The following is a 21,292-nucleotide window of genomic DNA, read 5'->3' as shown; positions in this document are numbered from 1 at the left end:
CCCTCGATTTGTTTCCGGGGCTTCCGCCCCGACCCCCGCGATTGCCCGCACCGGGGGCTTCGCCCCGCCCTTTGGCCAGCGCAAATCCCTACACCGCATCCGTGGGACGGGGCCAACATGAACGGCATCAGCCAAGCGCAACGCTCAAGCGCATTACTCAAGCGCAGTGCTCAAGCACGACGCTCAAGCGCAGCACTCAAGCACGACGCTCAAGCGTCTTCCTCCACATGTACGTGGAAGTCTTCGATGACCGTGTTTGCCAGGAGGGTTTCGGCTATTTTTCGGGCCTCGGTGAGGGTTGCTTCTGTTGCGGGGCCAGGAAGTTCGAGTTCGAAGCGCTTGCCCTGGCGGACGTCGGTGATGGTGGTGAAGCCCAGGCGAGGGAGGGCGCGGGCGATGGCTTGGCCCTGGGGATCGAGGATCTCGGGCTTGAGCATGACGTCGACGATCACGCGCGCCACTGTCGGTTCCTCCTGGTAGAAGTGCTGGATGCGGCCTCAGCCTAGCGGTCCACGGCGGCGTAAGTTATCCACAGGCTGTGGATTGTGTGGGAGGTCGGCCACCGGGAACGGGGAGAATGTGAAGGGGCCTTGTGCAGGGGGGTGTGGCCTCTGTAACCATGTCCGCATACGTGGACGTTCCCCCACCAAAAGGAACAGAAGCGTCTGGAATCGGCCGAATCTCGGTGGCGACCCCAACCGTGATAAGCCCCGACCGCGCAGGAGTGGCACATGACTGCCTCCACTACCGGCCTAACGGCACCCCCTGAGCTCGTCCAGCTTCTCACCCCCGAGGGGGAACGGATCGAGCACCCCGACTACAAGATCGATCTTACCGCGGAAGAGGTCAAAGCCCTCTACCGCGACCTGGTCCTGGTCCGCAGGATCGACCTGGAGGCCGTCGCCCTCCAGCGCCAGGGCGAGCTCGGCCTGTGGGCCTCACTGCTCGGCCAGGAGGCCGCCCAGGTGGGCTCGGGCCGCGCGCTGACCGACGTCGACATGGCCTTCCCGACCTACCGCGAGCACGGCGTGGCCTGGTGCCGCGGCGTCGACCCGATCAACCTGCTCGGCCTGTTCCGCGGAGTGAACCACGGCGGCTGGGATCCGTACGAGCACAATTTTCACCTCTATTCGATCGTCATCGGCACCCAGACGCTGCACGCGGTGGGTTACGCGATGGGCATCCAGCGGGACGGCGCGGAGGCCGCCACGATCGTCTACTTCGGGGACGGCGCGACCTCGCAGGGCGACGTGAACGAGGCGTTCATCTGGGCGTCGGTATTCAACGCGCCGGTCGTGTTCTTCTGCCAGAACAACCAGTGGGCGATCTCCGAACCACTGGAGAAGCAGTCCAGGATCCCGCTGTACAAGCGCGCTTCCGGGTTCGGCTTCCCCGGCGTGCGAGTGGACGGCAACGACGTGTTCGCCTGTCTCGCCGTCACGCGCAAGGCGCTCGCCGACGCCCGCGCCGGGCAGGGGCCGACGATGGTGGAGGCGTTCACCTACCGGATGGGCGCGCACACCACCTCCGACGACCCGACCCGCTACCGGGTGGCCGACGAACTCGAAGCGTGGAAGCTGAAAGATCCGATAGAACGAGTCAAGGCATATCTGTTCCGCGGCGAACTCGCCGACCAGGAGTTCTTCGACAAGGTCGAGGCGGAGGCCGACGCGCTCGGCAAGGAGCTGCGCCGCTCCTGCCTCGCGCTGCCCGACCCCGCCCCCGAAGCCCTTTTCGACCATGTGTACGCCGAGCCCCACGCCCTCATGGCGGACGAGCGCGAGCAGTACCTCACCTACCTGGCGGGGTTCGAACGATGACCGTACTCACGCTGGCCAAAGCCCTCAACGAGGGCCTGCGCGCCGCCATGGAGGCCGATCCCAAGGTTCTCATCATGGGCGAGGACGTGGGCAAACTCGGTGGCGTGTTCCGCGTCACCGACGGCCTGCAGAAGGACTTCGGCGAAGATCGCGTGATCGACACACCGCTGGCCGAATCCGGGATCATCGGGACCGCGATCGGGCTGGCCATCCGCGGTTACCGGCCGGTCTGCGAGATCCAGTTCGACGGGTTCGTGTTCCCGGCGGCCGACCAGATCATCACCCAGCTGGCGAAGATGCCGCTGCGGTCGCTGGGCAAGCTCAAACTTCCGGTCGTGGTGCGGATTCCGTGCGGCGGCGGGATCGGGGCGGTCGAGCACCACAGCGAGTCGCCGGAGGCGTATTTCACGCATACGGGAGGGTTGCGGGTAGTCGCGTGCTCCAACCCGGTCGACGCGTACACGATGATTCAGGACGCGGTGCGCTCCGACGATCCGATCGTGTTCTTCGAGCCGAAGCGGCGTTACTGGGACAAGGCCGACGTGGAGCTCGGCGCTCCCGGGCTGCCGCTGGGCGCGGCAAAGGTGGTGCGAACCGGGAACGACGTGACCCTCCTGGCGTATGGGCCGATGGTGAAGACGTGCCTGGAGTCGGCGGTGGCGGCTGAGGACGACGGGCGGTCGGTCGAGGTGATCGATCTTCGGTCGCTCAGCCCGCTGGACATGGGGGTGATCACCGAGTCGGTGAACCGGACCGGGCGGTGTGTGGTCGTGCACGAGGCGCCGGTGTTCACCGGGCTCGGCGGGGAGCTGGCGGCGCGGATCAGCGAGGCGTGCTTCTTCCGGCTGGAGTCGCCGGTGCTGCGGGTGGGCGGGTTCTCGACGCCGTATCCGCCGTCCCGGCTGGAGGATCACTACCTGCCGGATCTGGATCGGGTGCTGGACGCCGTCGACCGTGTCCTGGCGTACTGAGGGGGTGTGCGATGCGGCGTGAGTTCAAGCTTCCGGATGTCGGCGAAGGCCTGACCGAAGCGGAGATCGTCAAGTGGCATGTCTCACCGGGTGATCCGGTCCGGGTGAACCAGACCATCGTGGAGATCGAGACCGCGAAGGCCGTGGTGGAGCTGCCCTGCCCGTTCGAGGGCACGGTCGCGGCGCTGCTGGTGCCCGAGGGGGAAACGGCCGATGTGGGGTCGCCGATCATCGCGGTGGACACGGTGCCGGACGAGGACGAGCCCCCACCGGCCCAGTCCCCCGCACTGACCGAGGACATGGTCCCCCAGGTGCCCGAGCCAGCGCGCCAGCCCGTTTTGGTCGGGTACGGCGTGAAGCCGGGCGCCACCAAACGACGCCCCCGCAAGTCACCCCCGGCACCGGGAGTCTCTGGCGGGAGCGCCAGATCGGCCGGCGGGGGAAATGCGACCATCACAGGAAATGCGACCGGCGTCGGAAACACGGCTGGCGTCGGAAGTACGGCTGGCCTCGGGAGTACGGCTGGCCTCGGGAATGTGGCTGGCGTCGGAAGTGTGGCAGTGCTGGCGAAACCGCCGGTGCGCAAGCTGGCCAAGGATCTTGGCGTGGATCTGTCGGGCATCGCCGGAACCGGGCCGCACGGGTCGATCACCCGGGAGGACGTGCAGGCGGCGGTTTCGCGACCGGAGATGCCCGGGACCGTGGCGGAACCCGCCACGGAGAGGTCCAACGGGATTCAGCTAGAAGCTCCCGGCGGGGTCACCGGGGTCACCGGGGTCACCGGGGTCACCGGGCAAGTTCTAGCGCCCGGACATGTCGGCGCTGCCGGAAATGTCGCCCGGGAGGAACGGATTCCTGTCCGGGGTGTGCGGAAGGCGACGGCGGCCGCGATGGTCGCCAGCGCGTTCACCGCGCCGCATGTGACCGAGTTCCTCCAGATCGACGTCACCGAGACCATGAACGCCGTGCAGCGACTGCGCGCGTTGCCCGATTTCGAGGGAGTCAAGGTTTCGCCACTGCTACTGGTGGCAAAAGCACTGCTCACAGCGGTGCGGCGGTATCCGATGGCCAACGCCACCTGGGCCGACGACGCGATCGTGGTGAAACACTACGTGAACCTGGGCATCGCGGCGGCAACCGAGCGCGGCCTGATCGTACCCAACGTCAAGGACGCCGACACGATGTCCCTGCCAGGGCTGGCCAGGGCGCTGTCCGAGTTGACCGATCGGGCACGCGCGGGCAAGTGCGGCCCAGCCGAACTGACCGGTGGCACGATCACGATCACGAACGTGGGCGTCTTCGGCGTGGACGCCGGAACCCCGATCCTCAACCCGGGCGAGGCCGCGATCCTGGCGTTCGGCCAGATTCGCGACATGCCCTGGGTGGTAGACGGGCAGCTGGCCGTCCGCAAGGTCACCACGCTGGCACTCTCGTTCGACCACCGAATCATCGACGGCGAACTGGGTTCGTATGTGCTGCGGGACGTCGGCGCGATGCTGACGGATCCACTACGAATACTCGCCTGGACCTGACCCACAAACCGAGCCGAACCGCAAGCGAGACCGATCCCGCAGAACCAGACCGACCCCACAGAACCAGACCAAGCTCACTGGTGCACCATCCTTATGTCGGTAATCGAGAGACTGCTGATGCACCCGAGGTGCCGCCGGGGCACCGCCCTGCTCGCTCGACCAGATGAGGTCCACTGTGAGTTCTGCGGGATCCGGCGGTGACCCGGGGCGTGCCGACCCCTGGGCGGCCAAGCTGTGCAACGACGCCGTCGCCCGCGGCAAGGACCACCCCACGCCACGCGCATCCCGGCCCGCGCCTGCCTGTATGTGATCTGGCATTGCTGGCAGGACAGCGTTGCCTACGGCCCGGCAAGCGCCGAGCCCTCCAAGCCCTGCTCCGACAAGATCAACTGGCGGCGGCTTGACACAGGGCTACACACAGCACCAGACGACCCCGCAGAACCAGGCCGAGCTCTCAGGGCCAGGCCGAACTCGAGATGCCAGCCGGTCTTGTGGTATTGGGCTGATCTTGTGTCGCGCAACCACGCTGCAAGATCGCGACCAGTAATCCCCAAGAGGACATTTCTAATCTGAACGCAGGTTCCCCTCGGAGGCGTGCCGCGCCTTCGAGAAACTCCGGGAACCTCGCTGAAAAGTCGCGCGGCGAGACCGGCGCCGGGCCCCCTCGGAGGGCCTCGCCGCGCGACCAGTGCCTGGATGGCGCTTGGAGGATCCCGTGACTGCGGAAAGCGTGGAACACATCAGCCGGGCCCACCACCCCGGCGACCATCATTCTCGGGATGATTGTCTGGTCCGGGTGGACGACGTCCACCTTTCGCTGGCCGAGGCGGTCACCATGGTGCGCCATCTGTCCCAGCGGGATCGCGGGTTACGCGACGAGATCGTCGAGCAGTGCCTGATCAAGGCCGAGGTCGCGGACGACGTGGAGCCGCTGACCGAGCAGGAGTTCCGGGTGGCCGCCGAGGAGTTCCGGCACGGACTCGGCCTGCGGGATCCGGCCACCACGCTCGCCTGGGTGGCCGACACGGGCATGACCGGCGGGCAGTTCGAGGGGTTCATCTCGGGCATCGCCCGGCGGCGAAGGTTCCGCCACCGCAAGGCCGCCGAGCTGGCCGGGCCCTACCTGGAGGCGAACCGGCCGGACTTCGACCAGGTCAGGGCGCTCTGGGTGATCAGTTCCCACCCGATCAACGGCGAGTTCCTGCGCGGCCTGCCAGGGCTGCTCGGCTGCCCCGAGGCCATGGTCACGCTCGGCGAGCGCCACGCCGCCGACCTGCCCGCACCGCTGCGGCACGCGGCCCGAGACACCCTCGTCGGCCCGGTACGGCACGCCGACGGCTACCTGACGGGCCTGGTCCTGGAACGCCACCCGGCCACCCCCGACCCGGCGACCCTGGCCGCCGCCGGAACCGCCGCGTTCGCCCGATGGCTGGAAGACCGCCGGGACCGAGCATCGATCGAGTGGCACTGGCTGTAGACCGGATCCAGAACCAGAACAGGCTCAGGACAAGGTGAAGCCCCTCCGGCGCCGATCCGGAGGGGCTTTCTCGCCTGGATGCCGGAGCGTGAGCGGCGCAGCCCCCACAGACCACCGGCACGGTCAGGCGTGTTCTCAGACGCAGATCACGTAGACCACGCCGCCGAGCCGTTGGCTGTAGGAGCTCGTCTGGTCGAACTTCGCGGACCAGCCCGATGCGGTGGGGAAGCTCGCGAGCACCTTGTTGAGTTTGTGCGAGTTGTTGGTGATCTCGTACCCGCCGCCGACGGGAGACTTGCCGGAGGGGCAGCTCACGCTGGCTCCCTGGACGCCGTTGTCGTCGAAGGAGAAGTTGGCGGTCTTCACCGTCGGAGTCACCGAGCCGCCGGTGCCGGGAGGGCCCTGCTGGCCGGTGTCGCCCTTGAGACCCTTCTCGCCCTTGTCGCCCTCGGGGCCCTTGTCACCCTTCGGGCCGGTGGCACCGGTCGGGCCGGCAGGACCGGTGTTGCCGGTCTCGCCCTTCGGACCCTGCGGGCCGGTCTCGCCCTTCAGGCCTTGCGGGCCTTGAGGACCGGTGTCGCCGGTGTCGCCCTTCGGGCCCTGCGGACCGGTGGCGCCGGTCTGGCCCTTCGGGCCCTGGGGGCCGGTCTGGCCGCGAAGGCCCTGAGGGCCCTGGGCGCCGGTCATGCCCTGGAGGCCCATGGGGCCCTGCTCGCCCTGGCCGCCCCAGCTGATCTTGGTCTCCGTGACGCGGCACTTGGTGGTCGCGTTCACGATGCGTGCGTAGCGCGTCTTCTTGTTGACACACGCGTAGATGACGGTGTCAGCAGCCGACGATGCGGTCGCCATGCCCCCCACGGCAAAAATGGATCCAGCAAGTGCGCCAACGGTCAAGATCCCGATCGTGCGCCCGCCCGGCAACCTGATAGCCACTGAGCTTCCTTCCGTTTAATCTGTGCCCTCTGGTACAGAAGGTGAACTGAGTGATAGACGTTTCAACAATCCAGGCGGATCACGTGATAAACATCACGGCTCGGTATCGGTGAACCGGTAATAGTCCGTAGTAGCCGCAAGCGGCGTTGGCGATGCTGGTTCGCGCCGGGATAATCGGCACCGTTCGGGAGGATTACCTCGCCCAATCTGGCGCGGTAGACATGCACGTCCAGGGAGCGAACCAGGGCTGAGCGGCTGAGCCGCGGGGCGAGGGTGCGTTGACTGGCTCATACGGAGGCAGCTGTGCCGTCGAGCGACCCCACCACGACCGACCTGAGCAGACCCCACGAGGGCGCGCGCGAACCGTTCCTGCCACCCGCCACCCAGCCGGTGCGCGGCGTCGTCTGGCTGATCCACATGGCCCTGCCCATGCTCGGCCTCTGGCTGCTGCTGGCCCACCCGGTCGACCAGGACCCGACGACCGTCGACCTGGACCACAAGTGGCAGCACAATCCCAGCCACTTCTGGCTGATCCTGGCCGTCGCCGGAGTGAACCTGGTGCTCGGCGCGCTGATCAGCCAGGCGGCGACCCGGCGCAAGGACGCCCGGTTGTTCCTGGTCTCGCTGGTGTTCCTGAGCAGCGCCGGATTCTTCCTGCTGCACGGCCTGGCCACCCCGAAGATCTTCCTGGACGGCGGCACGGTCGGTTTCGACCTGGCCCAGCCGGTCGGCCTCACCATCGCGTCGATCTTCGCGTTCCTGGCGGGGCTCCCGCTCGGGGAACGCCAGGCCGAGACCGTGCTCCGCGCCCAGCTCCCGCTACGCGTATCGCTCGCCGCCATCATGATCGCCTGGGGTTTCGCCTCGCTGGTCCCCGGCCTCACCCCGCTGAGCGACCCGCTCCCTCCCGACGGCCTGAGCCTCGGCCCGTACGCGCTGATCAGCATCGTGCTCTACGCCGCCGCGGCGGCCATGATGTTCAGGTTGCACCGCAGACGCCCGGCGGCCGTGCTGATCAGCCTGATCACCTCGTTCGCGCTGCTGGCCGAGGCGATGATCGCCGGCATGTCGCACCACAACTGGCACCTGTCCTGGTGGCTCTGGCACGTGCTGCTGACGTTCGCGTTCGCGTTCGTCGCGTACAGCGCGTACATCCAGTTCCGGCGGGAAGGTTCCGGCGCCGGCCTGTTCGACGCCGTCGCGCTGTCGGCGACCGTGCGCCGCATCCAGGCCCAGTACGAGGAGGCTCTCGAAGAGCTGGTCGGCCACCTGCGGCGCAGGACCGAGTCGGGGGTGCCGGTGGTCACCCGGTTGGCGGGGCGGTTCCGGCTCACCGAGGGGCAGGCGGCGGTGCTGGATCGGGCCGGGAAGGCGCTGGCGGACGAGCGCGAGCTGTCGGACCGGCTGGCCGCGCTGGTGCACGTCGGCGGCCGGGCCCGGGTCGGGCTGGCCGAGTCGCAGCTGCTGACCGACGCTCTCGATCGGGTACGGCAGGCCTACGGCGACGTCCGGCTCAGCCTGATGCAGAACGGCGTGCTGGTGCCGTACCCGGCGGTCAACGGAACGCGGGGGGAGGCGCCAGCGGCAGCGCTCGCGGCGGGGCGGCCGGTGCCGGTGACCGGGGCGGTGGTGCATCCGCTCACGGTGAAGGGGCATCTGGCGGGGGCGCTGACGGTTCCGGTGGGGACGACCTCGCAGGATGAGGCGCTGGCGGCGACGCTGGCCAGCCAGCTGTCGATCGCGCTGGAGAACGCCCGGCTGTATGCGGAGCTGGACACGCTGTTCCGGGCGTACATGTCGCCGGATGTGGCGCAAAGCCTGCTCGCGGATCCGAACCGGGCCGCGCTCGGCGGTTCGCTGGTGGAGGTGACCGCGCTGTTCGCGGACCTGCGCGGGTTCACCACGTTCTCGGAGCGGGTCTCGCCGGGGGAGATCGTGGAGATGCTCAACCGGTTCCACACGGCGGCGGTGCCGTGCATTCTGGGCAACGGCGGCACGATCGTGCAGTTCGTCGGAGACGCACTGCTGGCCCTGTTCAACGCGCCCGCGGAGCAGCCGGACCACGCGGAACGCGCGGCGCAGGCGGCCCTGGACATGCAGCGCGCGGCGGCCAGGGTGAACGCCGAGGTGCTGCGCGAGCAGCACGCCGGACTGGTTTCGGACGTCGAATGGCCGCAGTTCCGGGTGGGGGTGAACACCGGCCCCGCGCTGGTGGGCAATATCGGCAGCCCCGAGTTCCGCGGCTTCAACGCGATGGGCGACGCGGTCAACGTGGCGGCCCGGCTGCAGGCGCTGGCCGAACCGGGCACGGTGGTGATCGGCCAGTCCACCCGCGAGCTGCTGGCCTCCCCCGCGGACGTGCGCTCGCTCGGCCATCTGAGCCTGAAGGGCAAGGATCAGACGGTGCACGCGTACGTACTGACGGCACTTGGGTAAAAGTCCCTTTACGGGCACCCCCTGGGGGCCCAAGACTGACCGCATGAACACTCCGGAACCGGGCGAGTTTCTCGCCCTGCTCACCGCGGAGGAGATCGCGGACCTCCGTACGGCCGGGAGACCCCGCCGGTGGGATCGTGGCTCGACGGTGATGAGCGAGGGCGACACGTCCGACTGGGTGCTGGTGCTGACCTCGGGGCGGGTGAAGGTGTCCTCGCACACGGCCGTGGGCACCGAGGTGGTGCTGGCCGTGCGTGGACCTGGCGCGCTGCTCGGCGACATGTCGGCGGTAGACGGCGGCCCGAGGTCGGGTACGGTGACCGCGCTGGAGCCGATCGAGGGCATCGTGGTCCGCGATTTCGCCGGATTCCTGCATGAGCACGGCAGGATCGCGGTGCTGCTGCTGCAACTGATCACCGGCAGGTTGCGGGACGCCGACCGCAAACGCATCGAGTACGGCGCGTTCGACACCACCGGACGGGTCGCCACCCGCCTGGTCGAACTGGCCGAACGGTACGGGGAGGCCACCAACGAGGGCGTCCGGGTCATGTTGCCGCTCTCCCAGGACGAACTGGCGGGCTGGACCGGCGCGTCGCGAGAGGCGGTCAGCAAGGCGCTGCGCAGCCTGCGCGACCGGGGCCTGATCGAGACCGGCCGCCGCCGCGTGATCATCTACGACCTGGAGGGCCTGCGGAAGCGCGCCCGGTGAGCCCCGCCGCTGGGCGGTGATTCACAGGTGATTCACAATGGTGTTTCGTGGTTGCCGTCCCCCTGGAACCAGGTTCCCCCGAATACGCCAGAGCACTCAGATACGCGTGGAAGGTCTGCTCGGTCACCAGCCTCGGCCTGGTGCTGATCGGGATCAGCGGGAGCACGCTCAATGTGGCGCTGCCGTCGGTGGTGCGGCACTTCCAGGCGAGCCCGTTCGCGGCCAGCTGGATCCTGCTGGCCTTCCTGCTGGTGAACACGGCGACGCTGGTGCTGTTCGGGCGGGTCGCGGATCTGCTCGGGCGGCGCGAGGTCTATCTGGTGGGGTTCGCGCTGTTCACGGTGGCCTCGCTGCTGGCGGGGCTGGCGCCGGACGCCTGGGTGCTGATCGGGCTGCGGGCGCTCCAGGGGCTGGGCGCGGCGATGATCCTGGCGAACGGGACGGTGATCATCGCCGATGCGTTTCCGGCCGATCGCCTCAGTCAGGGCATGGGTGTATATATCGGGACATTGTCGGTGGCGCAGCTGGTTGGGCCCACGCTGGGCGGTCTGATCGCGGACCTTCTGGGCTGGCAGTGGATCTTCTGGGTCAACGTGCCGGCGGGGGTTATCGCACTCTTCTGGGGCATGCTCACGCTCAGGGAGACGACCCCCCGCGAACGCAAACCCGTAGACATAACCGGAAATATCATCATTTTCGCGGCTTTATCGGCGGCGTTGGTGGCGCTCACGGAGGCGGGGTCGCGCGGGCTCGGGAGTCCGGTCGTGATCGTGGGCGGGGCGATCTTCCTGGTGCTGGTGCCCGTCCTGGTCATGGTCGAGCGGCGGGCGACATATCCGGTCTTGGATGGCACGTTGTTCCGTGTCCGGATGCTCGCCCTGACCAATGTGGCCTCGTTCTGCAACGCGCTGGCCAGGGCGTCGCTGATCCTGCTGGCCGGGCTCTACTTCCAGGCCGCGCGCGGGGTGGACGCGCTGGCCGCCGGGGTCGCCCTGCTGCCGGTGCCGATCGGGATGGCGCTGGCCTCGCCGATCGCGGGGGCGCTGGGGCGGCGGATCAGTCCGTACACGATCGCGGTGGGCGGGGCGAGCCTGAGCGCGGGCGGGCTGCTGATTCTGGTGTTCAACACGGCGTCGCCGTACTGGGTGATCGGGGTTGGGCTCTTTCTGGCGGGATGTGGCAACGGGACGTTCCTGACCGGGAACACCACGCAGGTGATGTCCGCGCTGCCGGCCGGGAGCCTGGGGGTGGTGAACGGATTCCGGCTCATGATCATAAATATCGGGGTCGTGCTCAGTGTCGGGTCCACGCTGAGCCTGCTGACCGGGTCCGTCTCGCCGGACCTGCGGGCTCAGGTCTACCAGGGCACGCTGGCGCGGCTGTCGCCCGTCGCGGTGGAGCAGCTGATGGGCGGGTTCCGGATCACCTACGCGGCGCTGTTCTGCGTGAGCCTGCTGGGGGCGATCTTCACGGCGCTGACCTACCCCAGCCGGAACACGGGCGAGGCCGGGCCGCCAGCGTCTCCACCCCAGCCATGAGCAGGTCGATGCCGAAGGCGTAGTAACGCTCGACATCCGGCTCGGTGGCGAAGGTCTTCGCGAACTCCACCACCCGCGGGAACCGGTCGGCGGGCAGCGACTCCAGGTGCAGGCGCTTCTGCCGCCGCCATTCGATCGCCTCCGTCTCGGTGAAGTTGGGCGGGCAGCCGGGCTCCCCGTCGACCAGGGCGATCACGCCGTGCATCAGGAGGGAGGAGATCAGGAAGCCCTCGTCGAGGGCGAAGCCCGCCTGGGCGAGCAGGTCGAGCGCGGTGTTGGTGGCGACCGTGAAGCTCTCCACTCCCTGGTTCTTGAGCGATGGAAGCAGCCCGATCAGTGCCGGGTGCCGCCGGATCACCCAGGTCAGCGCCTCGACCATCGCGCGCAGCCGGACATTCCACGGCGAGTCCGGCTCGAACTCGGGGGTGACCTCGCGGAGCAGGTCGTCGGCCATGCCCTCCAGCAGCTGGTCCTTGTTCTTGAAATGCCAGTAGAGCGCCATCGGCGTGACGCCGAGCACCTGGGCCAGCCGCCGGATGGTGACGGCCTCCAGGCCTTCGGCGTCGGCGAGCTTGATGGCCTGCTCAACGACGGTCTCCCGGCTCAACTTCTCTGGTGCCACTTGACAACTATACGACGTACACGTTCTCCTATCCACTGTACATGTACGTCGTACATGTACGCCGTATAAGGAGGCGAGATGAACAGATGGTTGGCGCTCACGGCCGTGGCGCTTGCGACCTTCATGACCTATTTGGATAACAATGTCGTCAATGTCGCACTCCCAACTATCCAACGGGAACTCGGGCTGAGCATCTCCGGGCTTGAGTGGATCGTCAGCGCGTACATCCTGGTCTTCGCCGGGTTGCTGCTCGTCGGCGGGCGGCTGGCGGACGTGTTCGGGCTGCGGGCGGTCTTCTTCGCCGGGCTCGGGATCTTCACCGTGGCGTCGGTGGCCGCCGGGCTCGCGAACGGTCAGGAGATCCTGATCGGGGCCCGCGCGTTGCAGGGCGTCGGCGCGGCCCTGGTCACCCCCGCGTCGCTGGCGCTGCTGCCCAGGCTCTTCCCCGACCCGCGCGAGCGCGCCACCGCCGTCGGCATCTGGAGCGCCGTCGGCGCCCTCGCCCTGGCGATCGGCCCGCTCACCGGCGGCCTGCTCAGCGAGAACGTGGACTGGGGCTGGATCTTCCTGATCAACGTCCCGATCGGCCTGGTCACCGCCGTTCTGGCCGCCGTGCACATCCGGCTCGAGCCCACGGCTCGCGCCGCCGCGACCCGCCTTGACCTGCCCGGTCTGGCCGCCTCCACGCTGGCGCTGTTCGCGCTGACCTTTGGGCTCATCGAGGGCGAGTCCCAGGGCTGGTCGTCGGCCCCGATCCTCGGCTCGTTCGCGCTGGCGGTGCTCGCCGTCGTGGCCTTCCTGGTGATCGAGTCGCGCTCCCGCCAGCCGATGATCGACCTGTCGCTGTTCCGGGAGCGGGTCTTCAGCGGCGGCCTGCTGTCGATGGGCCTGTGGGCGTTCGGCGTCTTCGGGATCTACTTCTTCACCGCGATCTACCTGCAGAGCGCGCTCGGCTTCACGCCCACCCAGGCGGGCGCCGGGTTCGTCCCGATGGCGCTGCTGATGGCCGTGCTGGCCACCATGTCACCGCGGATCGCCGAACGTTTCGGCACGGCCCGGGTGGTCGCGTCCGGCCTGGCCCTGATGGCGGTCGCCATCGGCGCGATCTCCAGCGTCGGGGCCGGCTCCGACTACCTCGACCTGCTGCCCTGGTTCCTGCTGTACGGCGCGGGCGCGGGCCTGCTCGTCCCGCTCACCAACGTGATCCTCGGCGCCATGCCGACCGGGCGGGCGGGGGTCGCCTCGGGCGTGCTGAACGTCTCCCGCGAGGTCTTCGGCCTGCTCGGCATCACCATCCTGGGCGCCATCCTGAACGCGCGCCAGACCGCGCCGACCATGGCCGCCTTCCTGGACGCCTACCAGTTCACCCTGCTCATCGCCGCGGCCATCGTGCTCGTCGGCGTCCCCGTCAGCCTGTACGCCCTGCGCCAGACTCGCACACAAACCCCCGAACGGGTTCTCGAACCCGTGGGATGAGAAAACGCGATGCCCCCGGATTCGTCCGGGGGCATCGCGTTTTTTCAGGAACCGATCTTCTTGCCCTGCTTGTGCCAGGCCACCGCGACCGAGGGCCGCGGCTGGTCGCCGTCCGGCCAGCGGCTGGTCGGGGCGTCCGGGGTGGCGCCGGTGGTCTCACCGGGGTGCTGCACCGCCACGAAGACGCTGCGCTGGTCCGCGGTGATGAACGGGCCACAGGTCTCGGCGGCGAACGGGACAGTCAGGAACTGCCGCACGAAACCGCGCTCCTTGCCCTGCGTCGGCATCACGAAGAGGCCGTCGTTGGTGCCCAGCGCGTTGCCGTCGGTGGAGATCCACAGGTTGCCGTCGGCGTCGAAGGCCACGTTGTCCGGGCACGAGATCGGCGAGACCTTGGTCTTGTCGAAGCCCGCGAAGTACGTGCTCGGGTCGTTCGGGTCACCGCAGATCAGCGGCAGCGACCAAGCGAACTTGGTGGCCCCGGCGTCGTTGCGGTACTCGACGATCTCCAGGATGTGACCGTGCTTGTTGGACGGCCGGGGGTTGGCCTCGTCCAGCTGGGCGGCGGTCCGGTTGGTGTTGTTGGTGAGGGCCAGGTAGATGGCGCCGTTGACCGGGTTGCGCTCCATGTCCTCGGGACGGTCCATCTTGGTCGCGCCCACCTTGTCGGCGGCGGTCCGAGTGAAGACCAGCACCTCCTGCGCGGTCATCCCGGGCACGAACGACTTGTTGCCGCTGACCAGCGGGATCCACACGCCGGAGCCGTCGAACGCGCCGTCGGCGGGCAGCTTGCCGGTGCCGTCGATCTCGGCGGCCGGGCTGTCACCGGTGAGCTTGGCTACGTAGAGGGTGCCCTCGTCGAGCAGGTCGCGGTTGTGGCGGTCGAAGCCGGGGATGTACCGGTTCTTCGACACGAACTTGAAGAAGTACTCGAAGCGCGAGTCGTCCCCCATGTACGCCACCAGCTTGCCGTCCTTGGCGATGGTGGTGGTGGCCGCCTCGTGCGCCATCCGGCCGAGCGCGGTGCGCTTGATCGGGGTGCCGTCCGGGTCGAAGGGGTCGATCTCCACGATCCACCCGAAACGGTTGATCTCGTGGGGGTGCTTGGCCAGGTCGAAACGCTCCTCGATCCGGTCGAAGCGCCGGCTGCCGCTGGGGATGGCAGCCGTGGTGCTGACGCCGTACCGAGTGAGGTTGGCCTTCTGGGCCTCCGGGACGCCGTTACCGCCCACGAAGTACTGGTTCCAGTTCTCCTCGGCGGTCAGGATGGTGCCCCACGGGGTGGTGCCGCCGGCGCAGTTGTTGAGCATGCCCTTGACGACCTTGCCGTGCGGGTCGGCGGCGGTCTTCAGCAGGTCACTGCCGGCCGCCGGACCGCTGAAGCGCATGGGGGTCTGGGCGGTGATGCGGCGGTTGTACTTGCGACGGCCGCTGGTGACCAGGGCCCACTTGCCGCTCTTGCCGACCCGCGCGATCTCCACCACCGAGCCGCCGTGTGCGGCCAGGCCGATCTTGATCTGCTCCTCGGTGGCGGCGGTGCCGTCGGTGTAGCCGCGGAACATCAGGTTCTCGTCGGTGTACTCGTGGTTCACCCAGAGCAGCGCGCGGTCCTTGCCCATGGGGAACAGGGTGACGAAGTCACAGTTGTACCCGAACTGCGTCGCCTGGGCGGCGGCGGTCTGGTTGTTGAAGTTGAAGGCGGGCGCGCCCGGCAGCACCGGGTCGCCCCACCGCACCACGACCGAGTGGTCGTAGCCCGCCGGCACGGTCAACTCGTCCAGCTTGTTCGGCGGGACCGGGGTGAACTTCAGGCCACTCGACCCATGCCCACCATTTCCGCCATTTCCGCCATGGCCACCGATGACTGACTCTTTGTCTCTGACAGGGTCAGCGGCGGCGGGGAGAGCCGCCCCAACACCCACGACGCCGGTCGAGACCACCAAAGCGCCGAGCGCCCCGGCCCGAAGCGCGCCCCGGCGGGAGATCGCCTCCGCGACGATGTCTCCGAAATAAGCGTTGTCGCTGGGGTTCGACACCTCATGGGCGCATGCGTTACCACAACGAAAGGCACAAGTGAGCGAGCTACGGCCACCCGCGTGCGGGGCGGACAGCAGCGGCAGGGTTCTACGCGGTGACGGATTCGCCACAGCTCCTCCAAAGGGGTTTGCGCGGGAATGCGGAGCACGCGCACGTCCAGGCGTATGCTCCCCGCCGGGACGGTACGGCGGTCAGCCGAACCTGAGGTGAACGGTGTTTACCCGAATAATGAACGCTCGTCCCACAGACCTCATCAGTATCGTCCTGACCAGCGTTTGCCGGCGGGAGAATGGGTGGATGGCCGCACGCAGACTTGATCCCGCGAAGATCCGTGCCGCGCTGGACGCGCAGTTGGCCGAGTTGGGGGATCCGCCGTTCGGCGGTTCCGCGGCCGGGGTTGGTGCGGCCTGTGTGGCGGTGGTGTTGCGGGTCTATGACCTGGGGGGACAGCCGTTGCGGGAGGCTGCTCGGGCGGCGGTGCGGTATTCGCTGGAGGAGCTGGTGGCGGTTGCTCCGGGGCGGACGGTGGAGGTGCGGGTGCCGCCGTACGCGGCGGTGCAGTGTGTGGAGGGGCCGCGGCATACCCGAGGGACGCCGCCTAATGTGGTGCAGATCGAGGCGCGGACCTGGCTGGAGCTGGCCACCGGGCGGACCGCGTGGGGGGACGCGATCGCGGACGGGCGCGCTACTGCTAGTGGGTCACGTGCTGATCTGTCCGCTTATTTGCCGCTGAGTTGAGGATGCCGTTGGCCGAAGGTCAGATCCGTCGTTCTCTGCCCTCGGCCTGACATCGGCAGATCTGTCCGCTTATTTGCCGCTGGGCTGAGGATGCCGTTGGCCGAAGGTCAGATCCGTCGTTCTCTGCCCTCGGCCTGACATCGGCAGATCTGTCCGCTTATTTGCCGCTGGGCTGAGGATGCCGTTGGCCGAAGGTCAGATCCGTCGTTCTCTGCCCTCGGCCTGACATCGGCAGATCTGTCCGGTCATTTGCCGCTGGGCTGAAGATGCCGTCGGCCGAAGGTCAGATCCGTCGTTTCCTACCCTTGGCCTGACGTCGGCAGATCTGTCCGCGCTCTGTCTTCCTTCCGCCCATCTGGCGCGTGGTCAATCGTCCAAGGTTTCGGCGTTGAGTTTGCGTTCTAGGCAGCGCTGGGCGGATTCCTGGGTTGGGTGCAGGGCGGTGTCGAAACATTCGTCGATGCCCTTGTTGTGGACCCAGCTCCAGAGGACGGCCGCCAGGATCGAGCCGAGGACCAGGGTGGCGATGCTGAGGACTAGGCCGATGATCGCGCGGGGCTTGTTGGAGCGTTTGGCGATCGCGACGATGCCGACGATCACGCCGATGATCGCGGTGAGCATGCCGATGCCGCACAGGAACAGCAGGATGATGCTGGCGATGCCGAGCACCAGTGCTGCGGTGCCCAGTCCGCCGCCCCGCTGCGGGGTGGGGGGGTAGGGACCACCTTCCGGCGGGTACGGGCTGCCGCCTCCTGGCGGCGGGTAGGCGGGTACGCCCGGATATGAGCCGGGAGGGCCGTAACCTCCTGGTGTTCCGCTGTAAGGGCCTTCGCCTGGAGCGCCTGGATGGCCCTGCGCTCCTGGTTGCCCTGGAGTGCCTGGCTGTCCCTGCTCTCCCGGCTGTCCGTGAGCTCCCGGCTGTCCAGGAGTTTCGGGACCCTGCGCTCCTGCTTGGCCTGGAGTTCCTGGTTGACCTGCGGTTCCTGCGTGGTCTGGAGTTCCTGCGTGGCCGGACATACCTGCCTGGTCTGGAAGCCCTGGCTGGCCGGGTGCACCCCACTGGCCTGGAGCTCCTGCCTGGCCGGACGTACCCGCCTGGTCTGGAAGCCCTGACTGGCCGGACGCACCCCACTGGCCTGGAGTCCCCGACTGGCCGAGCGCACTCCCCTGGCCTGGAGTTCCTGCTTGGCCGGACGCACCTGACTGGCCGGGCGGTTCCAGATCCCAGGTTTCGCTGTTGTTCGGGTGACTGGCCCCCTCCGAAGGTCGATTTATCCCTGGATCATGTGACATGTGGTCACCGTAGTGATCCGTCTGGCCCCATCGCCCAAGGGGCCAGGAACCGGACGACGGATCCGACGCGACCCTGAGTTCGTCCGCGGCGAACACCTTGGTGTCCACGATGTCCGGCTCCGAGTCATGGGGAGCGAAGGTCGGCTGGATCGCCCCCGGCGGCATCCTGCTGCCCCATGTCACACCCGACGAAGTCACGGAGCTCGGATTCGCGTTCGGCCACGTCTCGTCCGGGGGTGTCATGTAGGTCGGATTCGCGTTCGGCCATGGCCCGTCCAGGGGCGTCACGGAGCTCGGATTCGCGTTCGGCCACGGCCCGTCCAGGGGCGTCACGGAGGTCGGATTCGCGTTCGGCCACGGCCCGTCCAGGGGCGTCACGGAGGTCGGATTCGCGTTCGGCCACGGCTCATTCGGGGACGTCCCGGCGTTTGAAGTCTCGTCCGGCGAAGTCGCGAGATTTGGAATCAAGGAAGGCCGGATTGTGGCGTTCGGTGTCAGATTGGGCGGTGGAACCAGGGTCGGCCGGAGCTGCTGAGGCTCGTTCGGCTGCGGAAACGCCCACTCCTTCGGATCCGGCTGACTCGGCGGCCCTTGATCCTCATGGGTACCCTGCGCCTGCTGGAACCCCTGATTCTCCTGCGGATGCGGGTACGGCCAAGGCCACGGATAGGAATCCGCCGACGGCCAGGGAAGATCAATGTCGGGCTCCTCCCAGGAATTAGGCCTTTTGTCCGGATACGCGTCGCGTGGGTCGGCCCACTCGCCTTGGCTGCGATCCTCAGGTGTCGTCACGGTCTTCTCCCCCGGACTGAATTTGGGCATGCCGGAGATCCCAGGCTGCCCCCCTACGGGCGCGACGAACCGGGCCGACACGGCAAAGCGCCGTCAATCCTTTGACCGGGGATTGTGTACCCGGGTGTTCGAGCAGGGGTGAGCCCGAAATAGACTCAAGCATGTGCTGAAGGGCGACGGCCATCTGAGCCATGACCTTGACCCGCTGGACCAGGGCCCGAAGGACGCGTGTGGCGTCTTCGGCGTCTGGGCGCCAGGCGAGGATGTTTCCAAACTCACCTACTACGGGTTGTACGCGTTGCAGCACCGCGGCCAGGAGTCCGCGGGCATCGCGGTAAGCGAAGGAACCCGGATCCTCGTCTACAAGGATATGGGTCTAGTCGCGCAGGTGTTCGACGAATCGGTGCTGGGGACCCTCCGTGGCCACCTGGCCATCGGGCACTGCCGCTATTCCACGACCGGATCCAGCGTCTGGGAGAACGCGCAGCCCACGCTGAACTCGACCGAGGTCGGCGGTCTCGCGCTGGCCCACAATGGCAACCTGATCAACACGGGCGAGTTGGCGGTCCGGCTCGCTCCGGGGACGACTCGGGCGACCACCGATACCGAGGTGCTGACCGCGCTGCTCGCGAAGGATGGCTCCCGGCCCATCGAGGATGCTGCTGCCGAGGTGTTGCCCCAGGTCAGGGGTGCGTACTCGCTGGTTTTCATGAACGAGACGACCTTGTTCGCGGCGCGTGACCCGCAGGGGGTCAGGCCGCTGGTGCTCGGGCGGCTGGAGCGTGGCTGGGTGGTCGCCTCCGAGACGGCGGCGCTGGACATCGTAGGCGCGGTGTTCACCCGGGAGATCGAACCCGGCGAGCTGATCACCATCGACGAGCGTGGCGTGAAGTCCCGCAGGTTCGCCGTCGCCGAGCCGAAGGGCTGCCTGTTCGAATACGTCTACCTGGCCCGGCCTGACACCTCGATCGCTGGGCGTGGTGTGCAGGCCACCCGGGTGGAGGTGGGGCGGCAGCTGGCCCGCGAGCATCCGGTCGACGCTGATCTGGTCATCCCGACGCCCGAGTCGGGCACGCCGGCCGCGATCGGTTATGCGGAGCAGAGCGGCATTCCGTACGGGCAGGGGCTGGTCAAGAACTCCTATGTCGGGCGCACCTTTATCCAGCCGTCGCAGACGATCAGGCAGTTGGGCATCCGGTTGAAGCTGAACCCGTTGCGCGAGATCGTGCAGGGGAAGCGGCTGGTGGTGGTGGACGATTCGATCGTGCGCGGCAATACGCAGAGGGCGATCGTGAAGATGTTGCGGGAGGCGGGCGCGACCGAGGTGCATGTGCGGATCTCGTCGCCGCCGGTCTCGTGGCCGTGCTTCTACGGGATCGACTTCGCGACCAGGGCGGAGCTGATCGCCGGGTCGTTGACGGTGGATGAGATCTGCCAGTCGCTGGGGGCGGACTCGCTGGGGTACATCTCGTTGGACGGTCTTACCCGGGCTACCACGATTCCGGCGGGTCGGCTGTGCCGGGCATGTTTCGATGGCAACTATCCAATCCCGATCGATCAGGATCAGGTGGGGAAGTACGTGCTTGAGGCGAAGGTATGAGTTCATACGCTGATGCCGGGGTCGACATCCAGGCCGGTGATCGTGCGGTCGAGTTGATGAAGTCCAAGGTGGCTCGGTCGCGGCGGCCTGAGGTGGTGGATGACGCCAGCGGGTTCGCGGGGTTGTTCGATGCTTCGGCGCTGTTGAGGTTCCGGCGGCCGTTGCTGGCGACCTCTACCGATGGGGTCGGGACCAAGGTCATGCTGGCGCAGCGGCTGGACAAGCACGACACGATCGGGATCGATCTGGTCGGTATGGTCGTGGATGATCTGGTGGTGTGTGGGGCTGAGCCGTTGTTCATGACGGATTACATCGCCTGCGGGAAGGTGGTGCCTGAGCGCATCGCGGAGATTGTGGGGGGTGTGGCGGAGGGGTGCCGGTTGGCCGGGTGTGCGCTGGTCGGTGGTGAGACCGCTGAGCATCCGGGGGCGATGGGGGCTGATGAGTACGATCTGGCCGGTGCCGGGACGGGTGTTGTCGATGCTGACGCCCTGCTTGGCCCCGATCGGGTACGGCCTGGCGATGTGGTTCTCGCGTTGGCTTCCTCCGGGGTGCATTCCAATGGCTACTCTCTTGTCCGCCATATCCTGAAAAATGCGGATCTGAGCCTGGATCAGCACCTGCCTGAGCTCTCCCGAACCCTCGGCGAGGAGCTCCTCGAACCGACGCGAATCTACTCGCTCGACTGCCTGGCCCTGCTCCGCGAGACCCCCGTCCACGCCTTCGCCCACATCACGGGCGGCGGCCTGGCCGCAAACCTGTCCCGCTCCCTACCTGGTACGGCTGACGCCATCCTGGACCGCTCATCCTGGACGCAACCCGCAATCTTCACCGCCCTAGCAGAACGCGGCAAAGTCCCCCAGGCGGACATGGACCGCACATTCAACCTGGGCGTCGGCATGTGCGCCATCCTCCCCGCCGACAACGCCGACCAAGCAGCAGCTCTACTCAACGCCCGCGGCGTCCCCACCTGGATCCTCGGCGAAATCACCGCCGGCACCGGCAGGGCACAATTCACCTAGGTTCTCCCACCCACCCTCCCTTTGATTCGTTCCGGGCTCCGCCCGGCCCCGCCGACACCGTGGCCGCCCGAACGAAACGGCAACCGATCCGGGGTTCTCCCACCCGTCCTCCCTTTCTGCCCTGCGGGCCGGCCTGGTCCCCAGCGGTCGCCCCGTCGAGTCCGTAACCCGAGCCTGTGGCCACCAAGAACCACCACGACCATAGGGGCAAAGCGGAACCCCGAGGAAAACGGTGGGGTTCTGCGGCAACCATTTGGGTGCCGGGTGTGGTGGTTGGGGTCCGTAGCGGGTGGGCA

Annotated in this window: 18 protein-coding genes; 13 read left to right on the top strand and 5 right to left on the bottom strand. The window is 67.8% G+C overall.

Annotated features, from left to right (window positions below; genetic code table 11):
- Positions 1–209: 209 nt before the first annotated feature.
- On the bottom strand, positions 210–461 hold the full coding sequence (gene purS, locus Aple_RS46465; RefSeq protein ID WP_155351199.1) for a phosphoribosylformylglycinamidine synthase subunit PurS: 252 nt from the start codon (positions 459–461) through the stop codon (positions 210–212).
- Positions 462–731: 270 nt separating this feature from the next.
- On the opposite strand from purS, the gene pdhA reads away from it, so the two are divergent.
- From pdhA to Aple_RS46445, 4 genes are all read left to right on the top strand, one after another.
- Entirely contained in the window at positions 732–1,820 is a 1,089-nt protein-coding gene (pdhA, locus tag Aple_RS46460) for a pyruvate dehydrogenase (acetyl-transferring) E1 component subunit alpha (RefSeq protein WP_155351198.1), read from the top strand.
- Positions 1,817–2,791 carry an alpha-ketoacid dehydrogenase subunit beta gene (locus Aple_RS46455; protein WP_155351197.1) on the top strand — a complete coding sequence of 325 codons (975 nt, stop codon included), beginning with the start codon at positions 1,817–1,819 and terminating at the stop codon, positions 2,789–2,791. The genes pdhA and Aple_RS46455 overlap by 4 nt, the downstream gene beginning before the upstream one ends.
- 11 nt (positions 2,792–2,802) lie before the next feature.
- Positions 2,803–4,323 (top strand): dihydrolipoamide acetyltransferase family protein, encoded by a 1,521-nt coding sequence (locus Aple_RS46450; RefSeq protein WP_155351196.1) that lies wholly within the window; start codon positions 2,803–2,805, stop codon positions 4,321–4,323.
- A gap of 715 nt (positions 4,324–5,038) precedes the next feature.
- Positions 5,039–5,800 carry a hypothetical protein gene (locus tag Aple_RS46445; protein WP_155351195.1) on the top strand — a complete coding sequence of 254 codons (762 nt, stop codon included), beginning with the start codon at positions 5,039–5,041 and terminating at the stop codon, positions 5,798–5,800.
- Between the two features lie 135 nt (positions 5,801–5,935).
- Here the strand turns inward: Aple_RS46445 and Aple_RS55890 are convergent, their stop codons facing one another.
- Entirely contained in the window at positions 5,936–6,649 is a 714-nt protein-coding gene (locus Aple_RS55890; RefSeq protein ID WP_174889979.1) for a collagen-like domain-containing protein, read from the bottom strand.
- Between the two features lie 387 nt (positions 6,650–7,036).
- Here Aple_RS55890 and Aple_RS46435 point away from each other — a divergent pair, with 387 nt between their 5' ends.
- Genes Aple_RS46435 through Aple_RS46425 form a run of 3 tightly spaced genes read left to right on the top strand, consistent with a single transcriptional unit; the run spans position 7,037 to position 11,416 of the window.
- On the top strand, positions 7,037–9,169 hold the full coding sequence (locus Aple_RS46435) for an adenylate/guanylate cyclase domain-containing protein (RefSeq protein WP_246265380.1): 2,133 nt from the start codon (positions 7,037–7,039) through the stop codon (positions 9,167–9,169).
- 43 nt (positions 9,170–9,212) lie between these two features.
- The gene (locus Aple_RS46430; protein WP_155351194.1) at positions 9,213–9,878 is read left to right on the top strand and encodes a Crp/Fnr family transcriptional regulator; all 666 of its coding nucleotides are present in this window, start codon (positions 9,213–9,215) and stop codon (positions 9,876–9,878) included.
- Positions 9,879–9,925: 47 nt separating this feature from the next.
- Positions 9,926–11,416, top strand: coding sequence for an MFS transporter (locus tag Aple_RS46425; protein WP_155351193.1), 1,491 nt, complete (start codon positions 9,926–9,928; stop codon positions 11,414–11,416).
- Here the strand turns inward: Aple_RS46425 and Aple_RS46420 are convergent.
- Positions 11,346–12,038, bottom strand: a complete 693-nt coding sequence (locus Aple_RS46420) for a TetR family transcriptional regulator (protein WP_155351192.1) — start codon at positions 12,036–12,038, stop codon at positions 11,346–11,348. The genes Aple_RS46425 and Aple_RS46420 overlap by 71 nt on opposite strands.
- A gap of 78 nt (positions 12,039–12,116) precedes the next feature.
- On the opposite strand from Aple_RS46420, the gene Aple_RS46415 reads away from it, so the two are divergent.
- Entirely contained in the window at positions 12,117–13,514 is a 1,398-nt protein-coding gene (locus tag Aple_RS46415; RefSeq protein WP_155351191.1) for a DHA2 family efflux MFS transporter permease subunit, read from the top strand.
- Positions 13,515–13,558: 44 nt separating this feature from the next.
- On the opposite strand, the gene Aple_RS46410 is transcribed toward Aple_RS46415, so the two are convergent.
- Positions 13,559–15,661 (bottom strand): PhoX family protein, encoded by a 2,103-nt coding sequence (locus tag Aple_RS46410; RefSeq protein ID WP_155351190.1) that lies wholly within the window; start codon positions 15,659–15,661, stop codon positions 13,559–13,561.
- 187 nt (positions 15,662–15,848) lie between these two features.
- On the opposite strand from Aple_RS46410, the gene Aple_RS46405 reads away from it, so the two are divergent.
- Entirely contained in the window at positions 15,849–16,289 is a 441-nt protein-coding gene (locus tag Aple_RS46405; protein ID WP_155351189.1) for a sterol carrier family protein, read from the top strand.
- 366 nt (positions 16,290–16,655) lie between these two features.
- On the opposite strand, the gene Aple_RS53955 is transcribed toward Aple_RS46405, so the two are convergent.
- Positions 16,656–16,958, bottom strand: a complete 303-nt coding sequence (locus Aple_RS53955; RefSeq protein ID WP_218038870.1) for a hypothetical protein — start codon at positions 16,956–16,958, stop codon at positions 16,656–16,658.
- Positions 16,959–17,135: 177 nt separating this feature from the next.
- On the opposite strand from Aple_RS53955, the gene Aple_RS53950 reads away from it, so the two are divergent.
- The 4 genes from Aple_RS53950 to purM all read left to right on the top strand — a co-directional run bounded on the left by Aple_RS53950 (position 17,136) and on the right by purM (position 20,996).
- On the top strand, positions 17,136–17,402 hold the full coding sequence (locus Aple_RS53950; RefSeq protein WP_218038869.1) for a hypothetical protein: 267 nt from the start codon (positions 17,136–17,138) through the stop codon (positions 17,400–17,402).
- A gap of 289 nt (positions 17,403–17,691) precedes the next feature.
- Positions 17,692–17,829 carry a hypothetical protein gene (locus Aple_RS52580; RefSeq protein WP_170322013.1) on the top strand — a complete coding sequence of 46 codons (138 nt, stop codon included), beginning with the start codon at positions 17,692–17,694 and terminating at the stop codon, positions 17,827–17,829.
- 708 nt (positions 17,830–18,537) lie between these two features.
- Positions 18,538–19,974, top strand: coding sequence for an amidophosphoribosyltransferase (gene purF, locus Aple_RS46395; protein WP_155351187.1), 1,437 nt, complete (start codon positions 18,538–18,540; stop codon positions 19,972–19,974).
- Positions 19,971–20,996 (top strand): phosphoribosylformylglycinamidine cyclo-ligase, encoded by a 1,026-nt coding sequence (gene purM, locus Aple_RS46390; protein ID WP_155351186.1) that lies wholly within the window; start codon positions 19,971–19,973, stop codon positions 20,994–20,996. The genes purF and purM overlap by 4 nt, the downstream gene beginning before the upstream one ends.
- The last annotated feature ends 296 nt before the right edge of the window (positions 20,997–21,292 follow it).

This window comes from Acrocarpospora pleiomorpha, from assembly GCF_009687885.1.
GTDB classification, from domain to species: Bacteria; Actinomycetota; Actinomycetes; order Streptosporangiales; family Streptosporangiaceae; genus Acrocarpospora; species Acrocarpospora pleiomorpha.
The sequence above is the reverse complement of the archived record's forward strand: the minus strand, read 5'-3'. Positions and strand labels throughout refer to the sequence as shown.

Bases quoted from the DNA above. Each gene is read 5' to 3' on its own strand.
- pdhA (WP_155351198.1), top strand. From the start codon at position 732: ATGACTGCCTCCACTACCGGCCTAACGGCACCCCCTGAGCTCGTCCAG.
- Aple_RS55890 (WP_174889979.1), bottom strand. From the start codon at position 6,649: ATGGCGACCGCATCGTCGGCTGCTGACACCGTCATCTACGCGTGTGTC.
- Aple_RS46405 (WP_155351189.1), top strand. From the start codon at position 15,849: ATGGCCGCACGCAGACTTGATCCCGCGAAGATCCGTGCCGCGCTGGAC.
- Aple_RS46450 (WP_155351196.1), top strand. From the start codon at position 2,803: ATGCGGCGTGAGTTCAAGCTTCCGGATGTCGGCGAAGGCCTGACCGAA.
- Aple_RS46430 (WP_155351194.1), top strand. From the start codon at position 9,213: ATGAACACTCCGGAACCGGGCGAGTTTCTCGCCCTGCTCACCGCGGAG.
- Aple_RS52580 (WP_170322013.1), top strand. From the start codon at position 17,692: ATGTCCGGCTCCGAGTCATGGGGAGCGAAGGTCGGCTGGATCGCCCCC.
- Aple_RS46455 (WP_155351197.1), top strand. From the start codon at position 1,817: ATGACCGTACTCACGCTGGCCAAAGCCCTCAACGAGGGCCTGCGCGCC.
- Aple_RS46415 (WP_155351191.1), top strand. From the start codon at position 12,117: ATGAACAGATGGTTGGCGCTCACGGCCGTGGCGCTTGCGACCTTCATG.
- Aple_RS53950 (WP_218038869.1), top strand. From the start codon at position 17,136: ATGGCCCTGCGCTCCTGGTTGCCCTGGAGTGCCTGGCTGTCCCTGCTC.
- purM (WP_155351186.1), top strand. From the start codon at position 19,971: ATGAGTTCATACGCTGATGCCGGGGTCGACATCCAGGCCGGTGATCGT.